The organism is Bradyrhizobium sp. AZCC 2262 (assembly GCF_036924535.1).
Taxonomy (GTDB): domain Bacteria; phylum Pseudomonadota; class Alphaproteobacteria; order Rhizobiales; family Xanthobacteraceae; genus Bradyrhizobium.
Genome location: NZ_JAZHRT010000001.1, coordinates 8,320,315 through 8,342,325, shown reverse-complemented (window position 1 = coordinate 8,342,325; position 22,011 = coordinate 8,320,315). Strand labels below are relative to the sequence as shown.

Sequence of the window (22,011 nt, the reverse complement as noted above, 5' to 3'; positions counted from 1 at the left end):
ACTGGAGGAGATCCAACGATGCCACGCATCGCTAGCCCCGTTTTTGCCCTTGCCCTCACTGCCCTGTCGCTGTCCGCCGGACTGTCATCGGCCGTTGCAAAGCCCGCCGTCGAAGTCGCGTTCGTGCTCGACACCACGGGCTCGATGGGGGGCCTGCTCGAAGGCGCCAAGCGCAAGATCTGGTCGATCGCGACCGCGATCGTCGATTCCAACCCCGACGCCGACATCCGCATGGGCCTCGTCGCCTATCGCGACATCGGCGACGACTACGTCACCAAGAAGGTCGAACTCACCACCGACATCCAGGATCTCTATGCCAACCTTCTGGAATTGAAGGCGCGCGGCGGCGGCGACTGGCCGGAGAGCGTCAACGAGGCGCTCGACGTTGGCGTCAACAAGCTGCAATGGACCCGCGGCGGCGATACCAGGCGGATCGTGTTCCTGGTCGGCGATGCGCCGCCGCACATGGATTACGCGCAGGACACCAAATATCCGATCACGCTGTCGGTGGCGAGGCAGAAGGACATCATCGTCAACGCCGTGCTGGCCGGCGATGCCCGCGATACCGAGCGGGTGTGGCGCGACATCGCCCAGAACGGCAACGGCCGCTTCATTCCGATCCCGCAGGACGGCGGCCAGGTCGTCATCATCGAAACGCCTTATGACGAGGACATCATCATCCTGCAGCGCGAGATCAACGGCACCGTAATCCCCTACGGGCCGCGCGCGATGCAGAAGCGCACCGAGGGCAAGACCAAGCAATTGTCCGAGGTCGCCGCCGCCGCGCCGGCGCAGGCCTCGGAGATGGCGAGCTATCTCAACAAGCGTTCGAAGGCGACGTCCGAAGCCGTCACCGGCGCTGGCGACCTCGTCGCCGACGTCGCAGCCGGCCGCAGCAGCTTTTCCACCATCAAGGACGAAGACCTGCCGGATAATCTGCGCGCGATGAAGCCCGAGCAGCGCGCCGATGAGGTCAACAAGCAGATGAACCAGCGCAAGGCGCTCAACGAAAAACTGTCAGCGCTGGTGGCGAAGCGCGACAAATACGTCGCCGACCAGCGCGCCAAGGCGCCGCCGAAAGCATCGTCGTTCGACCGTGTGGTCGAGGATACGCTGAAGGCGCAGATCAAGCGGTAGGTAGGCGCGCTTTCTCCGCGAGTCGTCCCCGCGAAAGCGGGGACCCATAACCACTGGTGTTTGTTGTTGCGTCCGGCTGGAGCTACAGCCTTCGCCTAACACACGCCCGGGGTTATGGGTCCCGGCTCGCGCTTCGCTTGGCCGGGACGACGAGAGTTTGTTGCCGGAACGCCCGATCCGCTCAGGCGTGCCGGCCGATGGCGAGCTGGTAGATCGTCATGATCACTTCGAACAGGATCAGGAGCACGATAATCACTTCGAGCCGCAATGAGCGCCGCGTATCGATGATATCGGTCAACACCTGCGCGCTCTCGGCGATCACGGCGAGCTTGCGGTTCAGCGATTCCGCGCGCTCCTTGAGCTCGTATTCGTCCTCCAGCCGGGCGTACAGCCGCTCCAGATGCGGCTTGTCCCAAAGCACGTCGGGTTTTTCTTCCACTTCGACCGGCCCCGACACCCGGTGCCGTACCAGAAGCGCGTTGCCGATATTTTTCAGGATGGATTGGCGGCTGCCGTGCATGCGTCCGTTCCGCGCCAGTTCCCGCGCGAACGGCTCGGTCGTATCGAAGACGCTGGCAACCTCGCGTTCGTGCCGCGCCAGGACGACGCTCTTCGCCAACGCCTCGCCGATCAGGATCAGCCGCTCGGGCGAAAGGCTTTGCAGGCAGATCGGGCCGCCGGGTGGAATCTGGTCCTCCCGTTCCGGGGCAAGCTCGATGATTGCAATTTCCTCGTCGCGCCGCGCGAGCTTCCCCGTCATGCGGTGCTCCAGGCCGCGAAGGAATTCCTCCTCCTCCAGCGCATTCAGCCCGATCAGGATCACCACGCCATAGCGGAACAGTATGGCGATGCCGCTTTCATTGACGCGAAACGCCAGCGGCGTCGTTGCCAGCACATCGCCGCGCTCGAGGCCCGACGTATTGAGGCGATCGCTGACAAAAAACGCCCGCGCCGTCGTTCGGGTCCCGCCGAGCGGCGATTTGGAGGCTTGGTCCATGAACTGCGCATCCCATCGGAAATCGCGATCTGGCCGATGCGATTTCGAGCTTTCGTCGCCAAATATCCACCTGTGCAACCCTATCACGGACGGAAACCGACCACATATCGGTTCCGGCCGTGTTGACCCCATTTCACGGTAGAATATGGTGCCTGCCATGGATGACAAAACCGAGACCCAAGCGAAAGCCGGCGCGATGATCGTGCCGGTGACGCTGTTCGAGCAGAACTGCACCATCATCTGGCACGAGCCTTCCAAGAAGGCCGTGGTGATCGATCCCGGCGGGGACGTTCCCAAGATCATGGAAGCGATCAAGCAGACCGGCGTCACGGTCGAGAAGATCTGGCTGACGCACGGCCATATCGACCATGTCGGCGGCGCCGCCGAACTGCGCGATGCGCTGCAGGTGAAGATCGAAGGTCCGCACATCGCCGACAAATACCTGCTCGACAATGTCGTGAGCAGCGGCGAGCGCTTCGGCATGACTGACGTGCGCAATTTCGGCCCTGACCGCTGGCTCGACGAGGGCGAGCAGGTGTCGATCAGCGATCTCACCTTCGACATCCTGCATTGCCCGGGCCATTCGCCGGGCAGCGTGGTGTTCTTCAACAAGGAATTGCGCTTCGCCCATGTCGGCGACGTGCTGTTCAACGGCTCGGTCGGGCGCACGGATTTGCCCGGCGGCAGCCACGCCACGCTGATCAACTCGATCAAGGAAAAGCTGCTGCCGCTCGGCGACGATGTCGGCTTCATCTGCGGCCATGGCGCGGGCTCCAGCATCGGCCAGGAGCGGATGACCAATCCGTTCCTTACCGGCGAGATGTAACGCGTCGCCTATTCAGCCGCGACCATTTCGTCCGCTTCCGCAAGATGCCGCGTGCCCCAGTCCTTAATGGCGGCAATGACAGGCACGAAACTCCTGCCCTTGCGGGTCAGGCGGTATTCGACCTTGGGCGGGACCACGCCAAAATCCTTGCGGTCGATAAGCCCGCTCTCGGCGAGCGCCTTCAATTCACGGCTCAGGACCCGCGGCGTGATCTCGGCGCTGCCGCTCGCGCCGCGCAGCAGGCCGGTTCGAATTTCGCCGTAGCGCCGCGGACCATCTTTCAGGTCCCAGACGATGCGCAGCTTGTATTTGCCGCTGATCATTTTCTGGAATGCCGCGACCGGGCAGCCGCAGGTCTGCGTCTTTGCCTTGGCCATAACCCCGTCTCCATCACCTAGCGTGGTCACATCAGGATAGGAGCAGGCGCGAGAAAGTCTATACTATCATTTTTGTCCATACTTGCGCGTATGCACCCAAGCGCACCAGATTGTTCGATGCAGCCACAAGGAGGCGTCGATGAAGCATTTCATGATCAAGTATCAGTTCGCCAACGGCACCACCGAAGAGTGGCATCGGGAAATCGGCCGCTTCATTGCGGCGCTCGACAATGATCCGGAACTCAAGGGGCGGATCATCTATCGCTGCCTCAGGAACCGCGACGATGCCAGCTATTGGCACCTCGCCTCGGCCGCCGACGATGACGCAGTCAAGACGCTGCAGCAGCGCGATTTCTTCAAGCATTACACAGAGAAGACCCGGCAGGTTGCCGCCGGCGGCGACGTCGCGGTGACGCCGATCGAATGGATCGCCGAAACCGCCTCAGCCTGAACGCCGCAAGACGCGGCTATTTCATCAGTCCCGCCGCCGTCAGGGCGCGGGTGATGACGGCGCCGACATCGATGCCGCGACGCTTCGGTTCGCGCGGCGCCGGCTTGGGTTGGTGAACCGGCTTGTGGGCTCGCGACCAGAGCGTGGCGGCGTGATCGGACGATTGCAGGGATGCCGTGGCGGCCGACGGAACGGTCTTCGGCGCTGGCGCCGGCTTGGCCGCTTCGACGGTCGGGCTGATGCGCTCGGTCAGGCCGAAGAAATTTGCGATGTGGTAGGACGAGGAAATCCCCGCTTCGATCAGGAACGCGCCCTCCGCGCCATAGCGCTCGTCATTGCCGGAAAGCCCCAGCGGCGTGCCGTGGGCCATATCCGTGATGGTGTAGGATTCGACGACGGTCTCGCCATCGGCATTCCACCAGACTTCACGCGGGTAGCCGTCGACATCCGTTGCCGACATCGGCGCCGCCGGCAGGCCGTGGACATCGAGCCATTGCTTGACGATCTCGTTGGCGTTGGCAGGATTGACGGTGCGATCGGCGCTGCCGTGCCACACCGACACTTTCGGCCACGGGCCCTTATACTTGGAGGCCTTCCGGACGAGATCGCCCAATTTGCCGGCAGGGCGCGACGTCGACTGCATCATGCCGCCGAGCGCTTCCCGGACATTGCTGGCGATGCCGAACGGGAGACCGGCGATGATGGCGCCGCCCGCGAACACTTCCGGATAGGTCGCCAGCATCACCGACGTCATCGCGCCGCCGGCGGAGAGGCCGGTGATATAGATGCGGCGCGGATCGATTTTGTGATCGGCGACCATCCGCGCGACCATCTGCCGGATCGAGGCGGCCTCGCCGCGGCCGCGCGCGATGTCGCCCGGATTGAACCAGTTGAAGCAGGTGTTGGCGTTGTTGGCGCCCTGCTGTTCGGGCATCAGCAACGCAAAGCCGTAGCGCTTGGCGAGCGTCGACCAGCCGGTGCCGAAATCATATCCCGCTGCGGCCTGGCCGCAGCCGTGCAGGACCACGACGAGCGCGGACGCGCGCGGCAACTGCACCGGCACATAGGCGAACATTTTTAGCGCGCCGGGATTGGTGCCAAATCCTGCGATTTCAACGAGCGGACTCCCCGCCCCCGCCGATGCACCTCGGCCATAGATTCCCAAGCCATTGAACCCGTTCAGCTTCGGGAGATGGCGCAAGAATTCGACGTTCTTCGCGAGCGACAAGATGGCTCCTGGGGCGATTGTGTCCGGGCGATTGTTCTTAATGACGTTACCTAGAACAGATAGTTGCTGCACCGCGAAATAAAAAGGCCGTGCACTGTCATTCCCCACAATCAAATTTTGGCAGATGACGTTATTTTGTCATCCCGTGACCTGACGCATCCATGTCAGGAATGCGGCGCAGGCGATAATCGACAGCGCAAACAGCGCCAATGCGGCAAACAGCGCCAGCCGGCTCGGCTGGCTTGATTCGATCGCGAAGTATACCGCGCCAATCGCCGCGACGCCTGCGGCATTCGCGATCTGCGCCGTCGTGCCGTAGACGCCGGAGGCTGCGCCGGCACTCACGGGCTTCACGCTCGAGAGCACGGCGCTCGACAATGGCGCCATGACGAGCCCCTGGCCGTAACCGAAGATCGTCAGCACGAGGGCGAGAAGCATCGCGGACGGCGCATCGATCCATTCAATCGCCATCACCAATGCCGCAAGGCCGGCAATCTGCACCACGCAGCCCTCGATCAGCACCAGCGTGCCGCGATGTTTGGCGCGCATTCCACTATGCCGCGAGGCGACCACGAAGGTCAGTGCCAAGGGCAGGAAGACCAGCCCGGCCTGCAGCGGCGGAATCTGCAGCCCCTTCTGCATGTAGATCGTCATCACCAGGTAGAACGACAAATTGGCGAAGAAGAAAAAGAACACGGCGGCAAGCCCGCGCATGAATGCCACATCCGACAGCAGCGCGAGATCGATCAACGGCATGCCGCCGCGGCGGGCGACCGCGTGTTCGAGCCGCAGGAACGCGGTAACAATGCCGACGCCTGCGGCCATCGCCAGCCACACCAGAGGTGACCAGTGCAGATCGTGACCGAACAGCAGCGGACCGATCAGGCACAGCAGGCCGAGAAACAGCACGATCGCCCCCGGAATATCCAGCCGCGTGCCGGCCCGGCGCTGAAAGCTCGGCATGATTTTCCAGGCCGCGGCGATGATGACGGCGCCGAAGGGCACATTGACGAAGAACACCGCACGCCAGCCGAGCCCCGCCAGATCGAGCGTGACCAGAAGGCCGCCGAGCAGGAAGCCGGCGGCGCCGGCGAGGCCGAGCACGATGCCGTAGATGCCGAAGGCGTGGGCCCGCGAGGCATCCGCAAACAGCAAATGAAGGGTGGCCAGCACCTGCGGCACCATCAGCGCCGCCGTTGCGCCCTGCGCCAGCCGTGCCGCGATCAGTTCCGGACCGGATTGCGCCAGGGCACACCACAGCGAGGTGACGGTGAAGCCGGCCACGCCTGAGATGAACACGTTTCGCGCACCGTAGATATCGCCAAGCCGCCCGCCGGTGACGACCAGCGTGGCATAGGCGATCAGGTAGATCGCGATCACGGCCTCGATCTGCGCGGCGCTCGCGTGCAGCTCGGCCGCGATCGTCGGGATCGCGACGTTGACGATGAAGGCGTCGACCCCGAACATGAATTGCGCCGCGACGACGGTCGCGAGCACCCACCAGCGGCGGGAGGTATCGACGGGATTTGAGACGATCTGATGCATGGGAACGAGCCTCGTTCGGGATCTCTTGCATCGGATGATCTCAGGCTTCGGTCATGTCTGCGATTACCCCGGAGGTAAGCGATCTCCCGTGGCCGTGAATGCAGCGCAGTGGCGTGCGACCAGATCGGCCTCTCGCCGAGGAGATCACGCGGTCGAAGGTTTCAGCGATCCCGTCAGCGAGGCGCGCTGCGACAGCTCGATCCAGTTGCCGTCGGGATCGCGCACCATCGAAATCCGTGCGGTGCTGCCGAGCGTCACCGGCGCACGCGCCTCGCGGCCACCATGCGCCAGCACGTAAGCGTGCTCGCGATCGACCTCAAACACCTGAAACGTGATGTAGCGCCAGCCCTTGCCGTCGAAGGCGGCATCGTCGGGCGCATCCGCGGCTTGCTCGACGATCAGCACCGTGTCGCCCGCAAGGAAGGTCATTGCGCCATCGGCCGGTTCGCCCTGCGGCAATCCCAGCGCCTCGCTGTAGAAGCGGCGATGCGCCTCGACGTCGCGAACGCCAAGACGGATGCCGATGCGTTCGATTCCGAACATGCCCTTCGGCACCAGCACGACGCGGTTGCCATCCGGATCGGTCATCGGCTGCGGTGCCGCGATGCCGTCGCGCGCGATCAACAGCTCGCGATAGCCGGATGGCGGATTGTCGGGCAGCGGCTCATAGAGCTGGTTGATCTTCAGGATCGAGCCGCAGAGATCGTGGCGGTGCTGCTTGTAGCCGCGCCGGATCGGCTGGGTGTAGTCGAACGGCAGGCCGATCTCGTTCTGCCAGAACGCCAGCGCCGCCGGCGCGTTGTTGGTGGCAAAGCCGATGTCGATGCGGGGCTTGGCGAGTTTCATCTCGGCCTTCAACAGCAAGACGGGGCAACTAATTCCGGCCGACGGTAAGACAGCCGCCTCCGCGCGACAACCATGCGCTGGCGGCGGGGTTCTCAGGATTGCCTTGCCCCTGCCCACCCCGTAGGTTTGATGCCGAGCAATTCCCAGAGAATAATAAATCCGGAGAGAAAACCCCATGGCGCGTCTCAAGTTCGGAGCCTTTCTTGCCCCGCATCATCCGATCGGCGAGAATCCGCTGCTGCAGTTCCGCCGCGACCTCGATTTCGTCGAGCAGATCGACACGCTGGGCTTCGACGAGTTCTGGTGCGGCGAGCACCATTCCTCTGGCTGGGAGATGATCGCCTCGCCGGAAATGTTTCTGGCCGCCGCCGGCGAACGGACCAAGCGCATCAAACTCGGCACCGGCGTGGTTTCGCTGCCCTATCACCATCCCTACAACGTCGCCCAGCGCATGGTGCAGCTCGACTGGATGACCGGCGGCCGCGCCATTTTCGGCTCCGGTCCGGGCGCGCTGGCGTCTGATGCACACACGCTCGGCATCGATCCGATGACGCAGCGCGACCGCCAGGACGAGGCGATCGCGATCATCCGCCGCCTGTTCAAGGGCGAGCGCGTCACCGCCAGGAGCGACTGGTTCACGATGAACGACGCCGCGCTGCAATTGCTGCCGCTGCAGGAAGACATGCCGTTCGTGGTGGCTTCCCAGATCTCGCCATCGGGCATGACGCTCGCCGGCAAATACGGGATCGGCATCATCTCGCTCGGCTCGATGTCGACGCAAGGCCTGATGGCGCTGCCGACACAATGGGACTTTGCCGAGGATGCCGCCAAGAAGGCCGGCACCACCGTGAGCCGCTCCGACTGGCGTGTGCTCTTGAGCTGGCACATCGCCGAGACTCGCGAACAGGCCCAGCGCGAGGCCGGCCCCGGCCTGATGCGCTGGCACAATGAATATAATGTCCGCACGCTGCAGCGGCCGGGCCTGGAGCCGTTCACCTCGCCGGAGGATGCGCTCGAGAAGACCGCCGGCGGCGAAAACGCCGCCTCCACCATCGGCACGCCGGATGACCTGGTCAAGACCATCAAGAATTTGATGCAGGTCTCGGGCGGCGTCGGCACCATCATCGGCTTCGTGCACGACTGGGCCAACCCGGAAAATACCCGCCGAAGCTGGGACATGGTCGCGCGCTACGTGATCCCGGAGATCAACGGCTACGTCAAAGGCCTGCGCGAATCGCAAAAATTCCTGATCGAGAACCGCGCGGTGTTCGAGCGGGCGGGTCAAGCCGTGATGGCGAAGATCATGGAGAACGAAAAGGCCGCCGCCGCGCTGGCCCATACCGGCCCAGGCCGGGTGGCGATCCCGACCATCAACGCGCCGGACCTGCAGAAGGAAGCGGCCAAGCGCAAGGCGTGATGGGCTGCGTCAGGGGCGGCGGGATCTCTCACCGTCATTGCGAGCGCAGAAGCGAAGCAATCCATCTCTCCGCGTGCGCGGAGGCATGGATTGCTTCGTCGCTTCGCTCCTCGCAATGACGGGGCTAGTAGTCCTGCCCGACGGCTACGCCCGCAACGCGTCCTACTTCCCGTAATATTCTTGAACGGTTTCCCACGCGACGTTCTGCAAGAATGCCGCCGTTTGCGCATCGATGTTGGCGAGATAGGAGTTACCGACGGGCGAGCGCCCGGTCAGCGCCGCAAACACCACGCAGGTCGCCAGATAGGTTCCGGCGAGCGACGGATGGCGCTTGTCGGGCGCGTAGAGATTTAGTTCGGGCTGCTTGCCGATGGCGCGCGCGAAAGCAAGGCCCGCCGGGATAACCAGCGCGTTGTTGGCATTGCCCGCGACCGTATAGGCCTCGGCCAATGGCGCCGTCATTTCGGGCTTGTCGGCATAGGCCCATGACATGAAGAACACCGGCTTTGCGCCCTTGGCGCGCACGATATCGCTGTTCTTTTTGGCGTAGTCGGTGAATACGGACTTGAGTTTGGGATGGATCGGGCACTGGCTGCAATCCATCATGACGGCAACGTCGAACAATTTGTCGAGCTTGTTGAAGACGACGTTGTTGTTGTCGTCGAAGGAATAATTGCCGATGGCGTTGGGCCGGAAATAGCTTTCGACATCATGCCAATCGAAGCCGGAGCCGCCGATCGTCGCCATTGTGTTGCGGTAATCCTGCTTGTGGTCGGGGTCGGCGGCCTTTTCCATCAGCGACAGATGCCCCGGCAGGCCGTTGTTGTAATAGAAGAAGCTGTTGCCGATGAAGATTCCAGTCTTGGGAAAATCCGGCCCCAGCGTGGTCACAGCGGGCTTGGTCTGTGCCAGCGCCGAGGTTTGCGCTGCTGCGATACCGACCAACGTAACCAGCGCGACCACGATAAGTCGAAACAAGCTTATCATATATGCTCCCCTGACTTTGCCAGACCTGGCTTGATTTTCTGGTACCCTAGCACGCACCGATGGCTTTGTGACGCCAATTGGGTCAGCCGCGCGTAGTTCTGGCAGGTGCGCGCTTTGCTGCGGCAAAACAAAGAGTTATTTACCTAAGCCGGCTAGACCCGAGCTGCTCGCGGCCAACGTTTCAGGGCGCGACAAAGTCACCGATACGGTGGATAATATTTGCGATTCCGAGGCTCAACCGGAGCAAGTGCCATGTCGATGCAGAGCGTCGTTTCCCCCGCCTACAGCTTTACCCCGCCTCGGCGCAATTCGCTGACGCATATCCCGGGTGACGAGGGCTGGCCCCTGATCGGCAAAACTCTGGAAGTGCTCGCCGACCCCAAGGGGCAGGTCGAGCGGCAATCCAGAAAATACGGCCTGGTCTATCGCAGCCATCTGTTCGGCGAGACCAGCCTCGTGCTGCTCGGGCCCGAGGCCAACGAGTTGGTGCTGTTCGACCAGGCCAAGCAGTTCTCCTCGACGCTCGGATGGGGACGGATTCTTGGGCTGTTGTTTCCGCGCGGGCTGATGCTTTTGGACTTCGAGGAGCATCGCCTGCACCGCCGCGCGCTGTCGGTGGCGTTCAAATCCGGGCCGATGAAATCCTACCTTGCAGATCTCGATACCGGGATTGCCGCGCGAGTGGCGCAATGGAAGGCACGGCCCGGACCGATGCTGTTCTATCCCGCGATGAAGCAGCTTACGCTCGACCTCGCGGCGACTTCCTTTCTCGGCGCCGGCATCGGGCCCGAAGTGGATGAGATCACCAATGCCTTTGTCGATATGGTCGCGGCTTCCGTCGCCGTAATCCGCAAGCCCCTGCCCGGCACCGCGATGGCGCGTGGCGTCAGGGGCCGCAAGCGCATCGTCGCCTATTTTTCGGAACAGATCCCCCTCCGCCGCGCCAAAGGCGGCGGCGACGATTTGTTCTCGCAGCTTTGCCATGCGACCCACGAGGACGGCGCGCTGCTCTCGACGCAGGACATCGTCGATCACATGAGCTTCCTGATGATGGCGGCGCACGACACGCTGACCTCTTCGCTGACGTCCTTCGTGGGCGAACTGGCCGCTCATCCGGAGTGGCAACAGAGGCTGCGCGACGAAGTCACAGGCCTCGGCCTCGCCGCGGACGCCCCCATGACATTCGACAATCTAGAAGCCATGCGGCTCTCCGAAATTGCCTTCAAGGAAGCGCTGCGGCTGAAGCCGCCGGTGCCGTCGATGCCGCGCCGCTCCATCAAGGACTTCACCTTCAAGGGTTATGCGATCCCTGCCGGCACCATGATCGGCGTCAATCCGCTGTTCACGCATCACATGCCCGACATCTGGCCCGAGCCTGAAAAATTCGACCCCATGCGCTTCACCGACGAGGCGCAGCGCAACCGCCACCGTTTCGCCTGGGTGCCGTATGGCGGCGGCGCGCATATGTGCCTCGGCCTGCACTTCGCCTACATGCAGGCGAAATGCTTTGCGCGGCACTTCCTGCAGAATCTCGAAGTGTCGCTGGAGCCTGGTTACAAACCGGACTGGCAGATGTGGCCGATCCCGAAACCGCGGGACGGGTTACGGGTGGTGCTGAAGGCGGTCTAGATGTCATTGCCGGGCTTGACCCGGCAATCCGTCACCTTGAAAAATATCGCTAGCGATGGATGCGCGGGTCAAGCCCACGCATGACGAGTTGAGATCGTGGCCGTAGCCTCGCATACAACCTACTTCACGAGTGTCGTGAGTTGCGCGCCCTCGTCAGCCACGAACACCGCGATCAATTCGGCGGGCTCGGTCATGCTGGCATTGGCCGAGACCAGGTGCACGGCGCCCGGAGGCTCGAAGAAGGATTGCCCGACCCCAAACGTCTCGACCGGACCGCCCGCCAGTTGCGAGCGAATTTCGCCCTTTGTGACATAGGCGGTGACCGAACCGGCATGCCGGTGCGCCGGCGTGAACCCGCCGGGGCCATAGAATACGCGCACGATCGTCACGCGCTTGCCCGCCACGTTCGGCAACGCATGCGAGGAGATCGGCTCGACGACGTCCTGCGTCGAACCGGCTGCGCTGTTGGCGCATAGCGGTTCGATCACCGCCGAGATCGCATCCATGGTCGATGGCAGCGCCTTGCCGATCACGAAGGCGCAGGCGAGGCCGGCGATGATGGCGAGGTAGAACGGACGAAAATCGCCCTGCTGCGATGATCTGAATGCCACAGACATTTGCGTCTCCCTTGGTGTCGCCCAAAACAGCCTACGCGCCCTGATCGAACGCCTTCTTCAGCGTAACATAACCCTGTTGCTGCTGGCTCCAGTTGCGGCCACCGGTCATGGCGCCGTCGACCACCAGGTCGTGGCCGTTGATAAAGGAGGATTCGTCGCTCGCCAGAAACACCGCGGCATGCGCGATATCCTCGGGCAGACCGGCGCGCGGTATAGGCTGGGCCGATTTGTAGACCTCACGCATGACGGCCGGCGTCTTTTCGGCAGCCTCCACCGACAAGCCCAGCGCCTTGCCGAAAATACCCGTCGCGATCGCGCCGGGCGAAATCGAATTGACGCGGATGTTGGCTTCGCCGAGTTCCATCGCCACGCATTTGGTGAGATGGATGACGGCGGCCTTCGCCGCGCTATAGACCATCGACGACGAAAAGCCGGCGAGGCGGCCGGCGATGCTGCCATTGTTGATGATGCTGCCGGAACCTTGCTTCCGCATATGCGGGGCCGCATGTTTCATGCCGAGCATTACGCTGCGAATCAATGTCGCCATCGCGGCGTCGAAACGCTCGACCTCGAGGCCTTCGATGCCGCCGGTCTGCGCCGGGCCGCCGGCATTATTGAACAGGCAATCGATGCGGCCGAATTTCTCCACCGAAAGGGCGATCAGCGCCTTCACCTGCTCTTCCACCGTGACGTCGGTCTGGCGAAAGACGCAGGTAGCGCCGAGTTTTTTCGCCAGCGCCTCGCCCTCCGCCGCGCGGCGCCCGGCGATCACGACTTTTGCGCCTTCGGCGACGAATAGTTCCGCGGTGTGCAATCCGATGCCGCTCGTCGCGCCGGTGATGACCGCAACCTTGCCGTCCAGCCGTCCCATATCGTCGCCCCCCGTCGCCATCGGTTCCACCAATATTCCCGCCCCTCGCCGACAAGGCAAGCGCGCTTGTTCCACTGTGATCGCCAGCACTGAGTCGCTTTGCTGCCATCAGCGGCCCCGAAATCCCCTATTTTCGATATGCTCGGCCATATTTTGGATTCGCTGATCACGTGAAGTGACAACTCCGATGAAGAAATTGATCGACGAGTTCCGGCGCGGCTGGCAGGGAATTTCCCAGCCCTCGCTGCTTTTCAGTACGGGCTTCGCGGCCGGCTGTCTCGCTTTGTCGACGATTGCCCGCTGGGGAATAGCCCAGATCCGTCCCGACGTATTCTTCACGCCCTATTTCCCGGCCGTGTTCCTGGCCGCCGCCGTCGGCGGCGCGCGGATCGGGATCGCGACGGCGATCGCGGGCGGCGCGCTCGGCTTCGCCATCAATTTCAGCAACGCGGTTGTCGATTCCGCGCGGTTTGCGCTGCTGCTGATGTTCTGGGCGGTTTGCGGGTTCGCCATCTGGGGCGTCGAGCATTACCGAACGATCGTCGCGCAACAGCGGGAAAATTCGAAACGCCTGATCAAGGAAGAGGAATACCGCAAGCTGCTGGTCGAGGAATTGCAGCACCGGCTCAAGAACAAGACGTCGACGATCCACGCCGTGCTGCATCAGGTCCTGCAGGATCAGCCGCAAATCTGGGGCAGCATCGATCGCCGCCTCCGCGCGCTATCGGCGACCGACGATATGATCGCGCGGCTGGACGGCAGCGGTTGCGACATCAAGGACATGCTGCATTCCGAACTCGGGCCATATGGCCATGTCCGGTTCAACTTGAACGGCGATTCCCTGTTCCTGCCGGCCAAGCTGGCGGTCAGCCTGGCGCTGATCTTTCACGAACTGGCCACCAATGCGGGCAAGTATGGCGCGTTTTCTTCGGCCCGCGGGCTGTTGCAGGTCTCATGGTCGGTGTCGGAGAGTCGCCTCAGCGTCACCTGGGATGAAACGGAAGGCCCCGTGGTCGAAAACGTCGGACCGGCGGGCTTCGGCACCAAACTGTTGCAATCGGCGCTTCGCGCGTTCGACGGCAAGACCGAGATCCGCTTCCTGAAGACCGGCGTGCATTGCACGATGCAATGCCGGATTCCCGCGAATTAGAAGCGTTTTTCCCGCGAAGTCCCAGCGCAAAATCCATCGTGCTGGTCAAACGCGTGAACCGATATTCACCTCGCACGCGGCCTTCTTCATCGGCGTTGACATTCTGTTAATGACGATCAAGTTCGGCACCGCTGGAAACCGCCGACTTCTACGGTTGTCCCGGTTTTTCGCGGTTCCACTTAACCAATACTACAAGGGACTTTGCCAAGCTCCGTGGCATGCATAGTCCCAACAAGCACGACTTTCCGGCGGCCGCGACGCAGGCCAGCGATGAAAGCATATCTGAATCCGAGTTGAGCATCCTGCGGGATGTCTTCAGGTTACTTCCGGCCGGCGTGACAGTTCAGGATGAGCACGGCGAGTTCGTGCTGATGAACGATGCCGCGACCGCCATCCTGGAGGCCGCCGCCGCAGCGCCGTCGGCCTCGCAACTGAACGATCGCCGCGAAACCTGTCTCGAATTGCTGCGTACCGGCCGACCGGCCGTAGTCGAAGAAGCCATTGCCGGCGGTTCGGCCAAACAGGTGTTTCTCACCTCGCATCGGCCGATCCAGGTCGCCGGGCGCAATCTGCTGATCTCGAGCTCGACCGACATCTCCGAACAGAAGGCGTTCGAGGATCACCTGTTCCGCTCCGCCTATTACGACGAGCTGACCGGCCTGCCGACGCGGCGCGTGATCGAGCATCGCGTCAACAGCCTCCTGAAATACGACAACGGACAGGGCCGTTTCGCGCTGGCGTTTCTCGACATCGACAATTTCAAGCACATCAACGACTATTACGGACACGCGGTCGGCGATGCGCTGCTGGTGGAGATGGCCAAGCGGCTGGGGCTGGACCTGCGCGAATCCGACATCCTGTCGCGGATCAGCGGCGACGAGTTCGTGCTGCTGCTCAACCCGATCCAGAGCGACGCCGAGGTCGAAGAATTCATCCACTTCATCCTGCAGCGGCTGAAGGCGCCGTTCTTCATCGACCAGTCCGAGATATTCGCCTCAACCTCGATCGGCGTCAGCCTCTATCCCGAACACGGGCGCAGCTATGAAGTGCTGCGCCAGAACGCCGACATCGCGATGTACCGTGTCAAGAACGGCAGCAAAGGCGACGCGGCGTTCTTCGATGCCAGCATGGAGCGCGAGGCGCTGGCGCGGATGAAGATCGAGCAATCGCTGCGGCTGGCCATCCTGGAAAAGCGCTTTTGCTGCGCCTTCCAGCCCAAAGTCGATATCCGGACCCAGGAGATCATCGGCGTCGAGGCGCTGGTACGCCTGCGCGACGACGACGGGGTGATTCAGGCCCCCAGCACCTTCATCAACCTTGCCACCGAACTGGGCCTGATCGACGAGCTGACCCATCTGGTGCTGGCGGAAATCGTCAAGTCGATCGACCTGATCAACGAGACCTTCGGCCCCGACACCACGATCAGCATGAACGTCGCGGCCAAGCAGGCCGGCAATCCCGAATTCATGCAGCCGTTCGCCGAGGCCCTCGAGGCCACCGGATTTCCAGCGCGCTTCATGATCGAGGTGACGGAAGACGCCTTCGTCACCAAGACGCATTTTCAGGACGAGATCCTGCCGATCTTCCGCAAGCTCGGCGTCAAGATCTCGATCGACGATTTCGGCATCGGCTATTCGTCGCTGTCGGCGCTGGCCGACATTACCGCCGACGAGATCAAGATCGACCGCTCGTTCATCACCGATATCCATAAGCGTCCGCGCAGCCAAGGCATCTTGCGGGCGATCGAGTCCCTGAGCGAAGCGCTCGGCATGACCGTGATCGCCGAAGGGCTCGAAAGCTTCGAGGAACTGGCCTATCTGCAGGCTGCGACCAAGATCCGTTACGCCCAGGGCTATTACTTCTCGCGCCCGACCTTCCTGGAAGACCTCAAGCTGGCGACCCCGCGCGCCAGCGAGGCGCGCGCCAGCCTCGCCAGCCGGCCGGCGCAGGAAAACCGTCCCACCTATTCGCGCGCCGGTGGCTATCGCCGCTGAAGCCGACACGGCTGCGCGAATATTGCGTAGGGTGGGCAAAGGCGCTTTGCGCCGTGCCCACCATCTCCAGGTCGCAATATCGAATGGTGGGCACGCTTATGCTTTGCCGACCCTACGCACTAACGACAGGCGCTACTTCCCCAGCACCGGCAGCGGCTTCACGCTGTCATTAGGCGGTTCGGCCTGCATGGTGATCAGCGTCATCGAAACCAGGTCGTAGTAGCCAATGATGCCGATGATATCCATGATGCCGCGCTCACCGAATTTTTCCAGCGCCGCCTTGTAGACGGGATCGGAGACCTTCCTGTCGCGGTAGAGCGCGGTCGCCAGATCATACAGCGCGGCCTCGTCGTCCTTCATCGCGTCGGGGCGTTTGCCGGCCGCGATCGCGTCTGCCACCTTGGGATCGAGCCCGCCCTTGAGCGCGAGCGGATAATGCGCGAACCACTCATATTGCGCGGTCCACTCCCGCGCCGTGATCAGGATTGCCAGTTCGGAGAGCCGCGGCGGCAGCGAGGTATTCCAGCGCAGATAGTCCGACAGCGCCGACAGCCGCGGCGCAAGATCCGGGTTACGGATATAGGCGCGATAGGGCGGGTTGCCGAACTTCGCATTTCGCGGCGGCACCGCGATCTCATCGGCCCAGGCCTTTTGCGGCGGCGTCAGTTGCTCGGCCTTCAGCGGCGCGAAGCGCGTGATGTCTTCGGCGCGGCTCGCGGCGGGGACTGCGATCAAGGCCATCAGAGCGCCAGCGGCAAGCAGGTTCTTCATTGGTTCTTCTCCCTGTAAATTGCGGACTTCTCGCCGCGTTGTTTTTTTCGGGCACACCCAAGCTTAGCCTTCGAAACGGCAGAAGCAACGGGATACCGCTTCGGCGCTGTGCCCGAAACGGCGGCCGCGATTAAGCCTTAGGTAACCGGATTTCCTAACCGCTTATGACATCCGCCCATCGTATGCATGTTCCCGGGAGAAGGGAGAAATGCGCGGTCTATTCAATCACCTGCACGGCATGAGAGCCCGAACCGCAGCCACCGGGCGGCACCTTGCCGCAAACATACGGGGACCGGTGCTGTGGCTGACGCTTTGCGGCGGCTTGCTGGTCACGGCGATTTTCGTCGGCACCATCATGATGGCCGGTGAATTCCGCGAGCGCGCGCTTGTCAACAGCGAGCGCGAGCTGGAAAACACCATCCTCCTGCTTACCCGTCACTTCGACCAGCAGTTCGAGGATTCCGACACGCTCGCCGATGACGTGATCTCCCGCGCTGCAAATCTCCGGTATCGTCTCGGATCGGGAATTCCGGAAACATGCCGGGAGCTCCGAGGCACATGAGATCCTGAGGTCCAAGGCCGGCGTCCTGTCCTATCTCGGCGACATCTCGATCTTCGATTCCAACGGCGACATGATCAACTGGTCGCGGCCGCTGCCGGCCCCGCCCCTCAACATTTCAGAGCGGGCCTACTTCAAGAGCTTCAAATTCGATTCGCGATCGCCGTCCATTCTGACCGAGTCGGTTCGCAGCTATCTCAACGGCAATCTGAATTCCATCATCGCCCATCGACTGCGCGGCGAGGACGGCGCCTTCCTCGGCGTGATGACGCGGCGCATCAACCCGGTCAACTACGAGAAATTCTTCGCTTCCGTGGCGCTCGGAACCGGCGCCGCGATCTCGATATTTCATGCCGACGGCACCCTGCTCGCGCGCTATCCACGGGTCGACGAACTGATCGGCCAGAATTTTGCGAATGCGCCGCTGCTGCAGCGGGTACGGGAGCGTGGCACCCTGCAGACGCTGCGCGTCCGAAGCCCGATCGACCAGACGGACAGGCTGGGATCTGCGGCCCCGCTCAGTCATTACTCGGGCGTGGTGGTCGCGACCAACACGGTTGCCGCCGCGCTGTCCGACTGGCGCGAGCAAACCCGATTCCTCGTTATTGCGGCAACGCTGGCAGCGGCGGTGATCGCCCTGATCCTGTTCCTGATCATCAGGCAGATCACCCGGCAGAACCGCGAGGCGCAGCAGCGGCTGGAGGCGGAACGGGGCCGGCTCGATACCGCGCTGAACAACATGATCCAGGGCCTGGTGACGTTCGACGCTTCGGCGCGCCTCGTCACCTTCAACCGGCGCTATATCGACATGTACAATCTGTCGACCGACGTGGTGAAGCCGGGCTGTCATTTCCGCGACCTGATGCAGCATCGCAAGGATCGCGGATCGTTCGCCGGCAACGTCGACAAATTCTGTGCCACCGTCGTCCGAAACATCGCGCGCGGCCGCATCGATCACAGCATCATGCAATGCCCGGACGGGCGCTCCTTCATGGCGGTGAGCAAGCCGTTGGCGGATGGCGGCTGGGTCGCCACCATGGAAGACATCACCGAGCGGCAGAATCTCGAGCAGGAGCGCGACCGCAATTACGCCTTCCTGAGCCAGATCATCGATCACATCCCGTCACAGATCACCGTGAAGGACGTGCACGACAAGCGCTATTTGCTGGTCAACCGCGTGGCAGAAGCCCAGTTTGGCATTTCGCGCGACCTGATCATCGGCAAGACGGCCTCTGACCTCTTTCCAGCGGCCGCCGCCGCGCTCATCGCGGCCGACGAAGAGAAAACGCTGCAATCCCCCGACGGCCTGTTCAAGGACGAGCATGTCTGGGAAACCCAGGGGATGGGCCCGCGCTACATCACCTCCAAGCGGCTCGGCATCCGCAATTCGGCGGGTCAGGCGCGGTACATCATCAACGTCGTCGACGACGTTACCGAGCGCCGGCTTGCCAACGAGAAGATCGCGCATCTGGCGCATTACGACGCGCTGACCGATCTTCCCAACCGGGTGCTGTTCCGCGAGCAGATCGAGCGCGAGCTTCGCAAGGCCGCCGGCGGCCAGCAATTCGCGCTGCTCTATATCGACATCGACGAATTCAAGGGCATCAACGACTCGCTTGGACACCATGTCGGCGATGAACTTTTGCAGGCGGTCGCGACCAGCCTCAGGGATTGCATCAAGCCGGGCGATCTTATCGCCCGCCTCGGCGGCGACGAATTTGCCGTGATCCAGACCGCCATCGGCGGCCGCGCCGACGTCGAGGAATTCGTGACCCGCGTCTACGAGGCGATCCGCCGGCCGTATCAATGCCTCGGCCATCATCTTTCGACCGACGCCAGCATCGGCATCGCGCTCGCGCCGCAGGACGGCACCGAACTCGACCAGTTGATCAAGCACGCCGACCTCGCGATGTACGCCGCCAAGGCCGAGGGACGCCGCATCCATCGCTTCTTCGAGCCAGCCATGGATGCCCGCGTCAAGGCGCGGCTCACCATGGAGCAGTATCTGCGACAGGCGCTGGCCGACGGCGCCTTCGAAATCCACTATCAGCCGCTGCTCGATCTCGCCAGCGGCGAGGTGACGGGCTGCGAGGCGCTGTTGCGCTGGCGTCATCCCGAACGCGGCATGGTCTCGCCGGCGGAATTCATCCCAATCGCCGAGGACACCGGCCTGATCAACGAACTCGGCGACTGGGTCATGCAGACCGCCTGCGCAGAGGCGGCCTGCTGGCCGTCGCGGGTCAGGCTCGCGGTCAACGTTTCGCCCATTCAGTTGAAATCAGCGACGCTGGCGCTGCGGATCACGGGCGCGCTTGCCGCCTCCGGCCTGCCGCCCGACCGGCTGGAGATCGAAATCACCGAGGCGGTGCTGATCCATGACGACGAAAGCGCGCTGGCGATCCTGCATCAGCTCCGCGCCATCGGCGTGCGCATCGCGCTCGACGATTTCGGCACCGGCTTCTCCTCGTTGAGCTATCTGAAGCGATTCCCGTTCGACAAGATCAAGATCGACCGCTGCTTCGTCAGCGATATCGAGGTCGACGGCTCGGCCGCGATCGTGCAGGCGGTGGTGAACATCGCCGCAGCCCGCAACATGACGACGACCGCGGAAGGCGTCGAGACCGAGCAGCAGCGCGAGATGCTGCGCCAGCTCGGCTGCACCCAGATGCAGGGCTACCTGTTCAGCGCGCCGAAGCCGGCGGCCGAGGCGAGGCGATTGCTGGGCGCGCGATTGGAAGCTGTGACAGCCGTCGCCTGACGCCGTTCCAGCGCACCGGTGTCGAGCATGGCGGCGATGGCCGAACTGTCACCCGCCTCCAGCGCCGCGATGGCCTCCTTGGCCCAGTGGTAGGAAGCTTCAAAGATTTCGGTGTGACGATCGAAATCCGTCACGTCGATCCCGACCGGAGGCGGCGGCCGCATCACCGTATCGAACGGCCCGACCGGCAACGTATCGTAGCGCTGATGCGCCACGAGGCTTCGCCACAGCACGTTCACCGCGCTCGGCGCGGAGGGTAATAGCTTCTTTCGGAACGGCGTCAGCATGGCGGCGATCAGCTCGAACCGTCCCGGCAGCGCCGCATAGTCGACGTCGAACATCTCCGCCGCCGGCTCGCCGAAATGCACCACCAGATTGGGACCGCTCTTGAGCTGGTGCATCGACGTCAGCGGGACGTTGTCGATCAGACATCCATCGACCAGCATCGCGCCGTCGGCCGTGTAGAACGGCGGCAACAGCCCGGGAATCGCGCTCGATGCGCGGACCGCCTGCCAGAGCGGCCCCGAGCGGATCAGTTCGAGATTATGCGTCGAAAGATTGGTGGCGACGGCCGCGAAAGGCCGCCAGCAATCCTCGATCCGGCAGTCGGGGCCGTATTGATGGGCCAGCGCGCGATCGAACGCCTTGTGATCCAGCAGCGAATAGCGCGGCCAGGTCGGCCGCCGAAAGCTTCGGCTCCTGACGAAGATCTCGTGCGTGCCGCGTTCGAGATGCTCGGCTTCGAGATTTTTGGCAAAGCCGGCCACCATGGCGGAGCCGACGCTGGTGCCGACAAAGATATCGAACATCACGCCGCGTTCGCGAAACGCCTTGTAGATTCCGACATGCGCGGTCCCAAAACTGCCGCCGCCGGCGGCGACGAAGCCGATCGCCCGGCCGCACAGAAAGCGAACCAGGCTGTCGATATCGATCTGGTCTTCGAGAGCGACATGGTGATGCATGAAGGCGGGCAGCCGGGCCAGCCAGGCCGCGGTGCCAGAGACCTCGCCGCTTCGCCGGTCATGAACGCGGACGAGGCGTCTGGCCGAGACGGAATGAACCTCGCAGGCGAAGGCCTCGAGTTCAGTCAATGCTGCCCCAGGCGCCTGTCCGCGACACGCGAACACCACCATGTCGGCCTGACGGATCGCCTTGCGCGCCCATGGCGAGGCGTCGCGGCCACCGAGATAAACCACCAGCGGCGCGGTGTGTTCGAGCTTGTTGAGCCATTCGGTGACTTCGTGTGCATCGAGCGCGCGGCCGGGAAACATCGCCTGGAGGCGGGCGGCGTCGATAATTTCGGCCTGGGTCGCAGCGAGCCCCTCGCGCATCCGGCGATCGAATATGCCCGGCAGCGGCTCCAGGCCGCCGTCGATCAGCGCCACCGTTCGCGCCTTCGGCGAGGTGGGGAACGGCGCGATGCGCGCGGTCTCCTTGGCGAACCGCCGCGCCAGCGCCGCGAGCAGCGCCTCGACGATGGCGGGAGCCTCCTCGACCAGCTTCTGGTAGGCCGGACGCGTTAATGCCAGCACGCTGGTATCGCGGATGGCGATCACGTCAGCGGTGCGCGGGCCATTGGCGAAGAAGCCGATCTCGCCCACCAGTTCGCCGGCGCGAAGCTCCGCGATCGGCTCGAGATAGCCGGTCTTGCGAACCGCGAGCGCACCATGCAGCACCAGGAAAAGCGAGTCCGACGGCCCACCTTGCGTGACCAGCATCTCCCCGCGCACCAGATCCTGGCGGACCAAGGCGTTGAGAACCTTCAGCCGCTGTTCGGCACTGAGCGTTCGAAACAGCGCGAAGTCCTCCAGGGCGGAGCTCCACGCAAGTACCGAGCTCGATCCACTCATT

General features: G+C 63.2%; 17 protein-coding genes and 1 pseudogene. 8 read left to right on the top strand and 10 right to left on the bottom strand.

The window, feature by feature from the left end:
* Positions 1-18: 18 nt before the first annotated feature.
* Positions 19-1,137, top strand: coding sequence for a vWA domain-containing protein (locus V1283_RS39145; protein WP_334391900.1), 1,119 nt, complete (start codon positions 19-21; stop codon positions 1,135-1,137).
* Between the two features lie 181 nt (positions 1,138-1,318).
* Here V1283_RS39145 and V1283_RS39140 read toward each other — a convergent pair whose 3' ends face one another.
* Positions 1,319-2,134, bottom strand: coding sequence for an RMD1 family protein (locus V1283_RS39140; RefSeq protein WP_334391899.1), 816 nt, complete (start codon positions 2,132-2,134; stop codon positions 1,319-1,321).
* 157 nt (positions 2,135-2,291) lie between these two features.
* Between V1283_RS39140 and V1283_RS39135 the strand changes: the two genes are divergently transcribed.
* Entirely contained in the window at positions 2,292-2,960 is a 669-nt protein-coding gene (locus tag V1283_RS39135; RefSeq protein ID WP_334391898.1) for an MBL fold metallo-hydrolase, read from the top strand.
* A gap of 8 nt (positions 2,961-2,968) precedes the next feature.
* Here V1283_RS39135 and V1283_RS39130 read toward each other — a convergent pair whose 3' ends face one another.
* Positions 2,969-3,337 (bottom strand): winged helix-turn-helix transcriptional regulator, encoded by a 369-nt coding sequence (locus tag V1283_RS39130; protein WP_334391897.1) that lies wholly within the window; start codon positions 3,335-3,337, stop codon positions 2,969-2,971.
* Between the two features lie 139 nt (positions 3,338-3,476).
* Between V1283_RS39130 and V1283_RS39125 the strand changes: the two genes are divergently transcribed.
* The gene (locus tag V1283_RS39125; protein ID WP_334391896.1) at positions 3,477-3,788 is read left to right on the top strand and encodes a hypothetical protein; all 312 of its coding nucleotides are present in this window, start codon (positions 3,477-3,479) and stop codon (positions 3,786-3,788) included.
* A gap of 16 nt (positions 3,789-3,804) precedes the next feature.
* Here the strand turns inward: V1283_RS39125 and V1283_RS39120 are convergent, their stop codons facing one another.
* The 3 genes from V1283_RS39120 to V1283_RS39110 all read right to left on the bottom strand — a co-directional run bounded on the left by V1283_RS39120 (position 3,805) and on the right by V1283_RS39110 (position 7,407).
* Positions 3,805-5,016, bottom strand: coding sequence for an extracellular catalytic domain type 1 short-chain-length polyhydroxyalkanoate depolymerase (locus V1283_RS39120; RefSeq protein ID WP_334391895.1), 1,212 nt, complete (start codon positions 5,014-5,016; stop codon positions 3,805-3,807).
* 138 nt (positions 5,017-5,154) lie between these two features.
* Complete coding sequence (locus tag V1283_RS39115; RefSeq protein WP_334391894.1) at positions 5,155-6,561, bottom strand: MFS transporter; 1,407 nt, start codon at positions 6,559-6,561, stop codon at positions 5,155-5,157.
* Positions 6,562-6,705: 144 nt separating this feature from the next.
* The gene (locus tag V1283_RS39110; RefSeq protein ID WP_334391893.1) at positions 6,706-7,407 is read right to left on the bottom strand and encodes a VOC family protein; all 702 of its coding nucleotides are present in this window, start codon (positions 7,405-7,407) and stop codon (positions 6,706-6,708) included.
* A 175-nt stretch (positions 7,408-7,582) separates the two neighbouring features.
* Here V1283_RS39110 and V1283_RS39105 point away from each other — a divergent pair, with 175 nt between their 5' ends.
* Positions 7,583-8,824: an LLM class flavin-dependent oxidoreductase gene (locus tag V1283_RS39105; RefSeq protein WP_334391892.1), complete on the top strand. Its 1,242-nt coding sequence runs from the start codon at positions 7,583-7,585 to the stop codon at positions 8,822-8,824.
* A 162-nt stretch (positions 8,825-8,986) separates the two neighbouring features.
* Here V1283_RS39105 and V1283_RS39100 read toward each other — a convergent pair whose 3' ends face one another.
* The gene (locus tag V1283_RS39100; protein ID WP_334391891.1) at positions 8,987-9,811 is read right to left on the bottom strand and encodes a DUF4886 domain-containing protein; all 825 of its coding nucleotides are present in this window, start codon (positions 9,809-9,811) and stop codon (positions 8,987-8,989) included.
* 252 nt (positions 9,812-10,063) lie between these two features.
* Between V1283_RS39100 and V1283_RS39095 the strand changes: the two genes are divergently transcribed.
* The gene (locus V1283_RS39095; protein WP_334391890.1) at positions 10,064-11,440 is read left to right on the top strand and encodes a cytochrome P450; all 1,377 of its coding nucleotides are present in this window, start codon (positions 10,064-10,066) and stop codon (positions 11,438-11,440) included.
* A 119-nt stretch (positions 11,441-11,559) separates the two neighbouring features.
* Here V1283_RS39095 and V1283_RS39090 read toward each other — a convergent pair whose 3' ends face one another.
* Together V1283_RS39090 and V1283_RS39085 are read right to left on the bottom strand one after the other, a co-directional pair.
* Complete coding sequence (locus V1283_RS39090) at positions 11,560-12,057, bottom strand: cupin domain-containing protein (protein ID WP_334391889.1); 498 nt, start codon at positions 12,055-12,057, stop codon at positions 11,560-11,562.
* Positions 12,058-12,088: 31 nt separating this feature from the next.
* Complete coding sequence (locus V1283_RS39085; protein WP_334393336.1) at positions 12,089-12,928, bottom strand: SDR family NAD(P)-dependent oxidoreductase; 840 nt, start codon at positions 12,926-12,928, stop codon at positions 12,089-12,091.
* Positions 12,929-13,115: 187 nt separating this feature from the next.
* Between V1283_RS39085 and V1283_RS39080 the strand changes: the two genes are divergently transcribed.
* Positions 13,116-14,078, top strand: a complete 963-nt coding sequence (locus V1283_RS39080) for a sensor histidine kinase (RefSeq protein ID WP_334391888.1) — start codon at positions 13,116-13,118, stop codon at positions 14,076-14,078.
* 218 nt (positions 14,079-14,296) lie between these two features.
* On the top strand, positions 14,297-16,072 hold the full coding sequence (locus V1283_RS39075) for a putative bifunctional diguanylate cyclase/phosphodiesterase (protein ID WP_334391887.1): 1,776 nt from the start codon (positions 14,297-14,299) through the stop codon (positions 16,070-16,072).
* 132 nt (positions 16,073-16,204) lie between these two features.
* On the opposite strand, the gene V1283_RS39070 is transcribed toward V1283_RS39075, so the two are convergent.
* The gene (locus V1283_RS39070) at positions 16,205-16,843 is read right to left on the bottom strand and encodes a carboxymuconolactone decarboxylase family protein (protein WP_334391886.1); all 639 of its coding nucleotides are present in this window, start codon (positions 16,841-16,843) and stop codon (positions 16,205-16,207) included.
* Positions 16,844-17,081: 238 nt separating this feature from the next.
* Between V1283_RS39070 and V1283_RS39065 the strand changes: the two are divergent.
* Positions 17,082-20,160 (top strand): annotated as a pseudogene (locus V1283_RS39065) (bifunctional diguanylate cyclase/phosphodiesterase).
* Here V1283_RS39065 and V1283_RS39060 read toward each other — a convergent pair.
* Entirely contained in the window at positions 20,076-22,010 is a 1,935-nt protein-coding gene (locus tag V1283_RS39060) for a patatin-like phospholipase family protein (protein ID WP_334391885.1), read from the bottom strand. The pseudogene V1283_RS39065 and the gene V1283_RS39060 overlap by 85 nt on opposite strands.
* Position 22,011 lies beyond the last annotated feature (1 nt).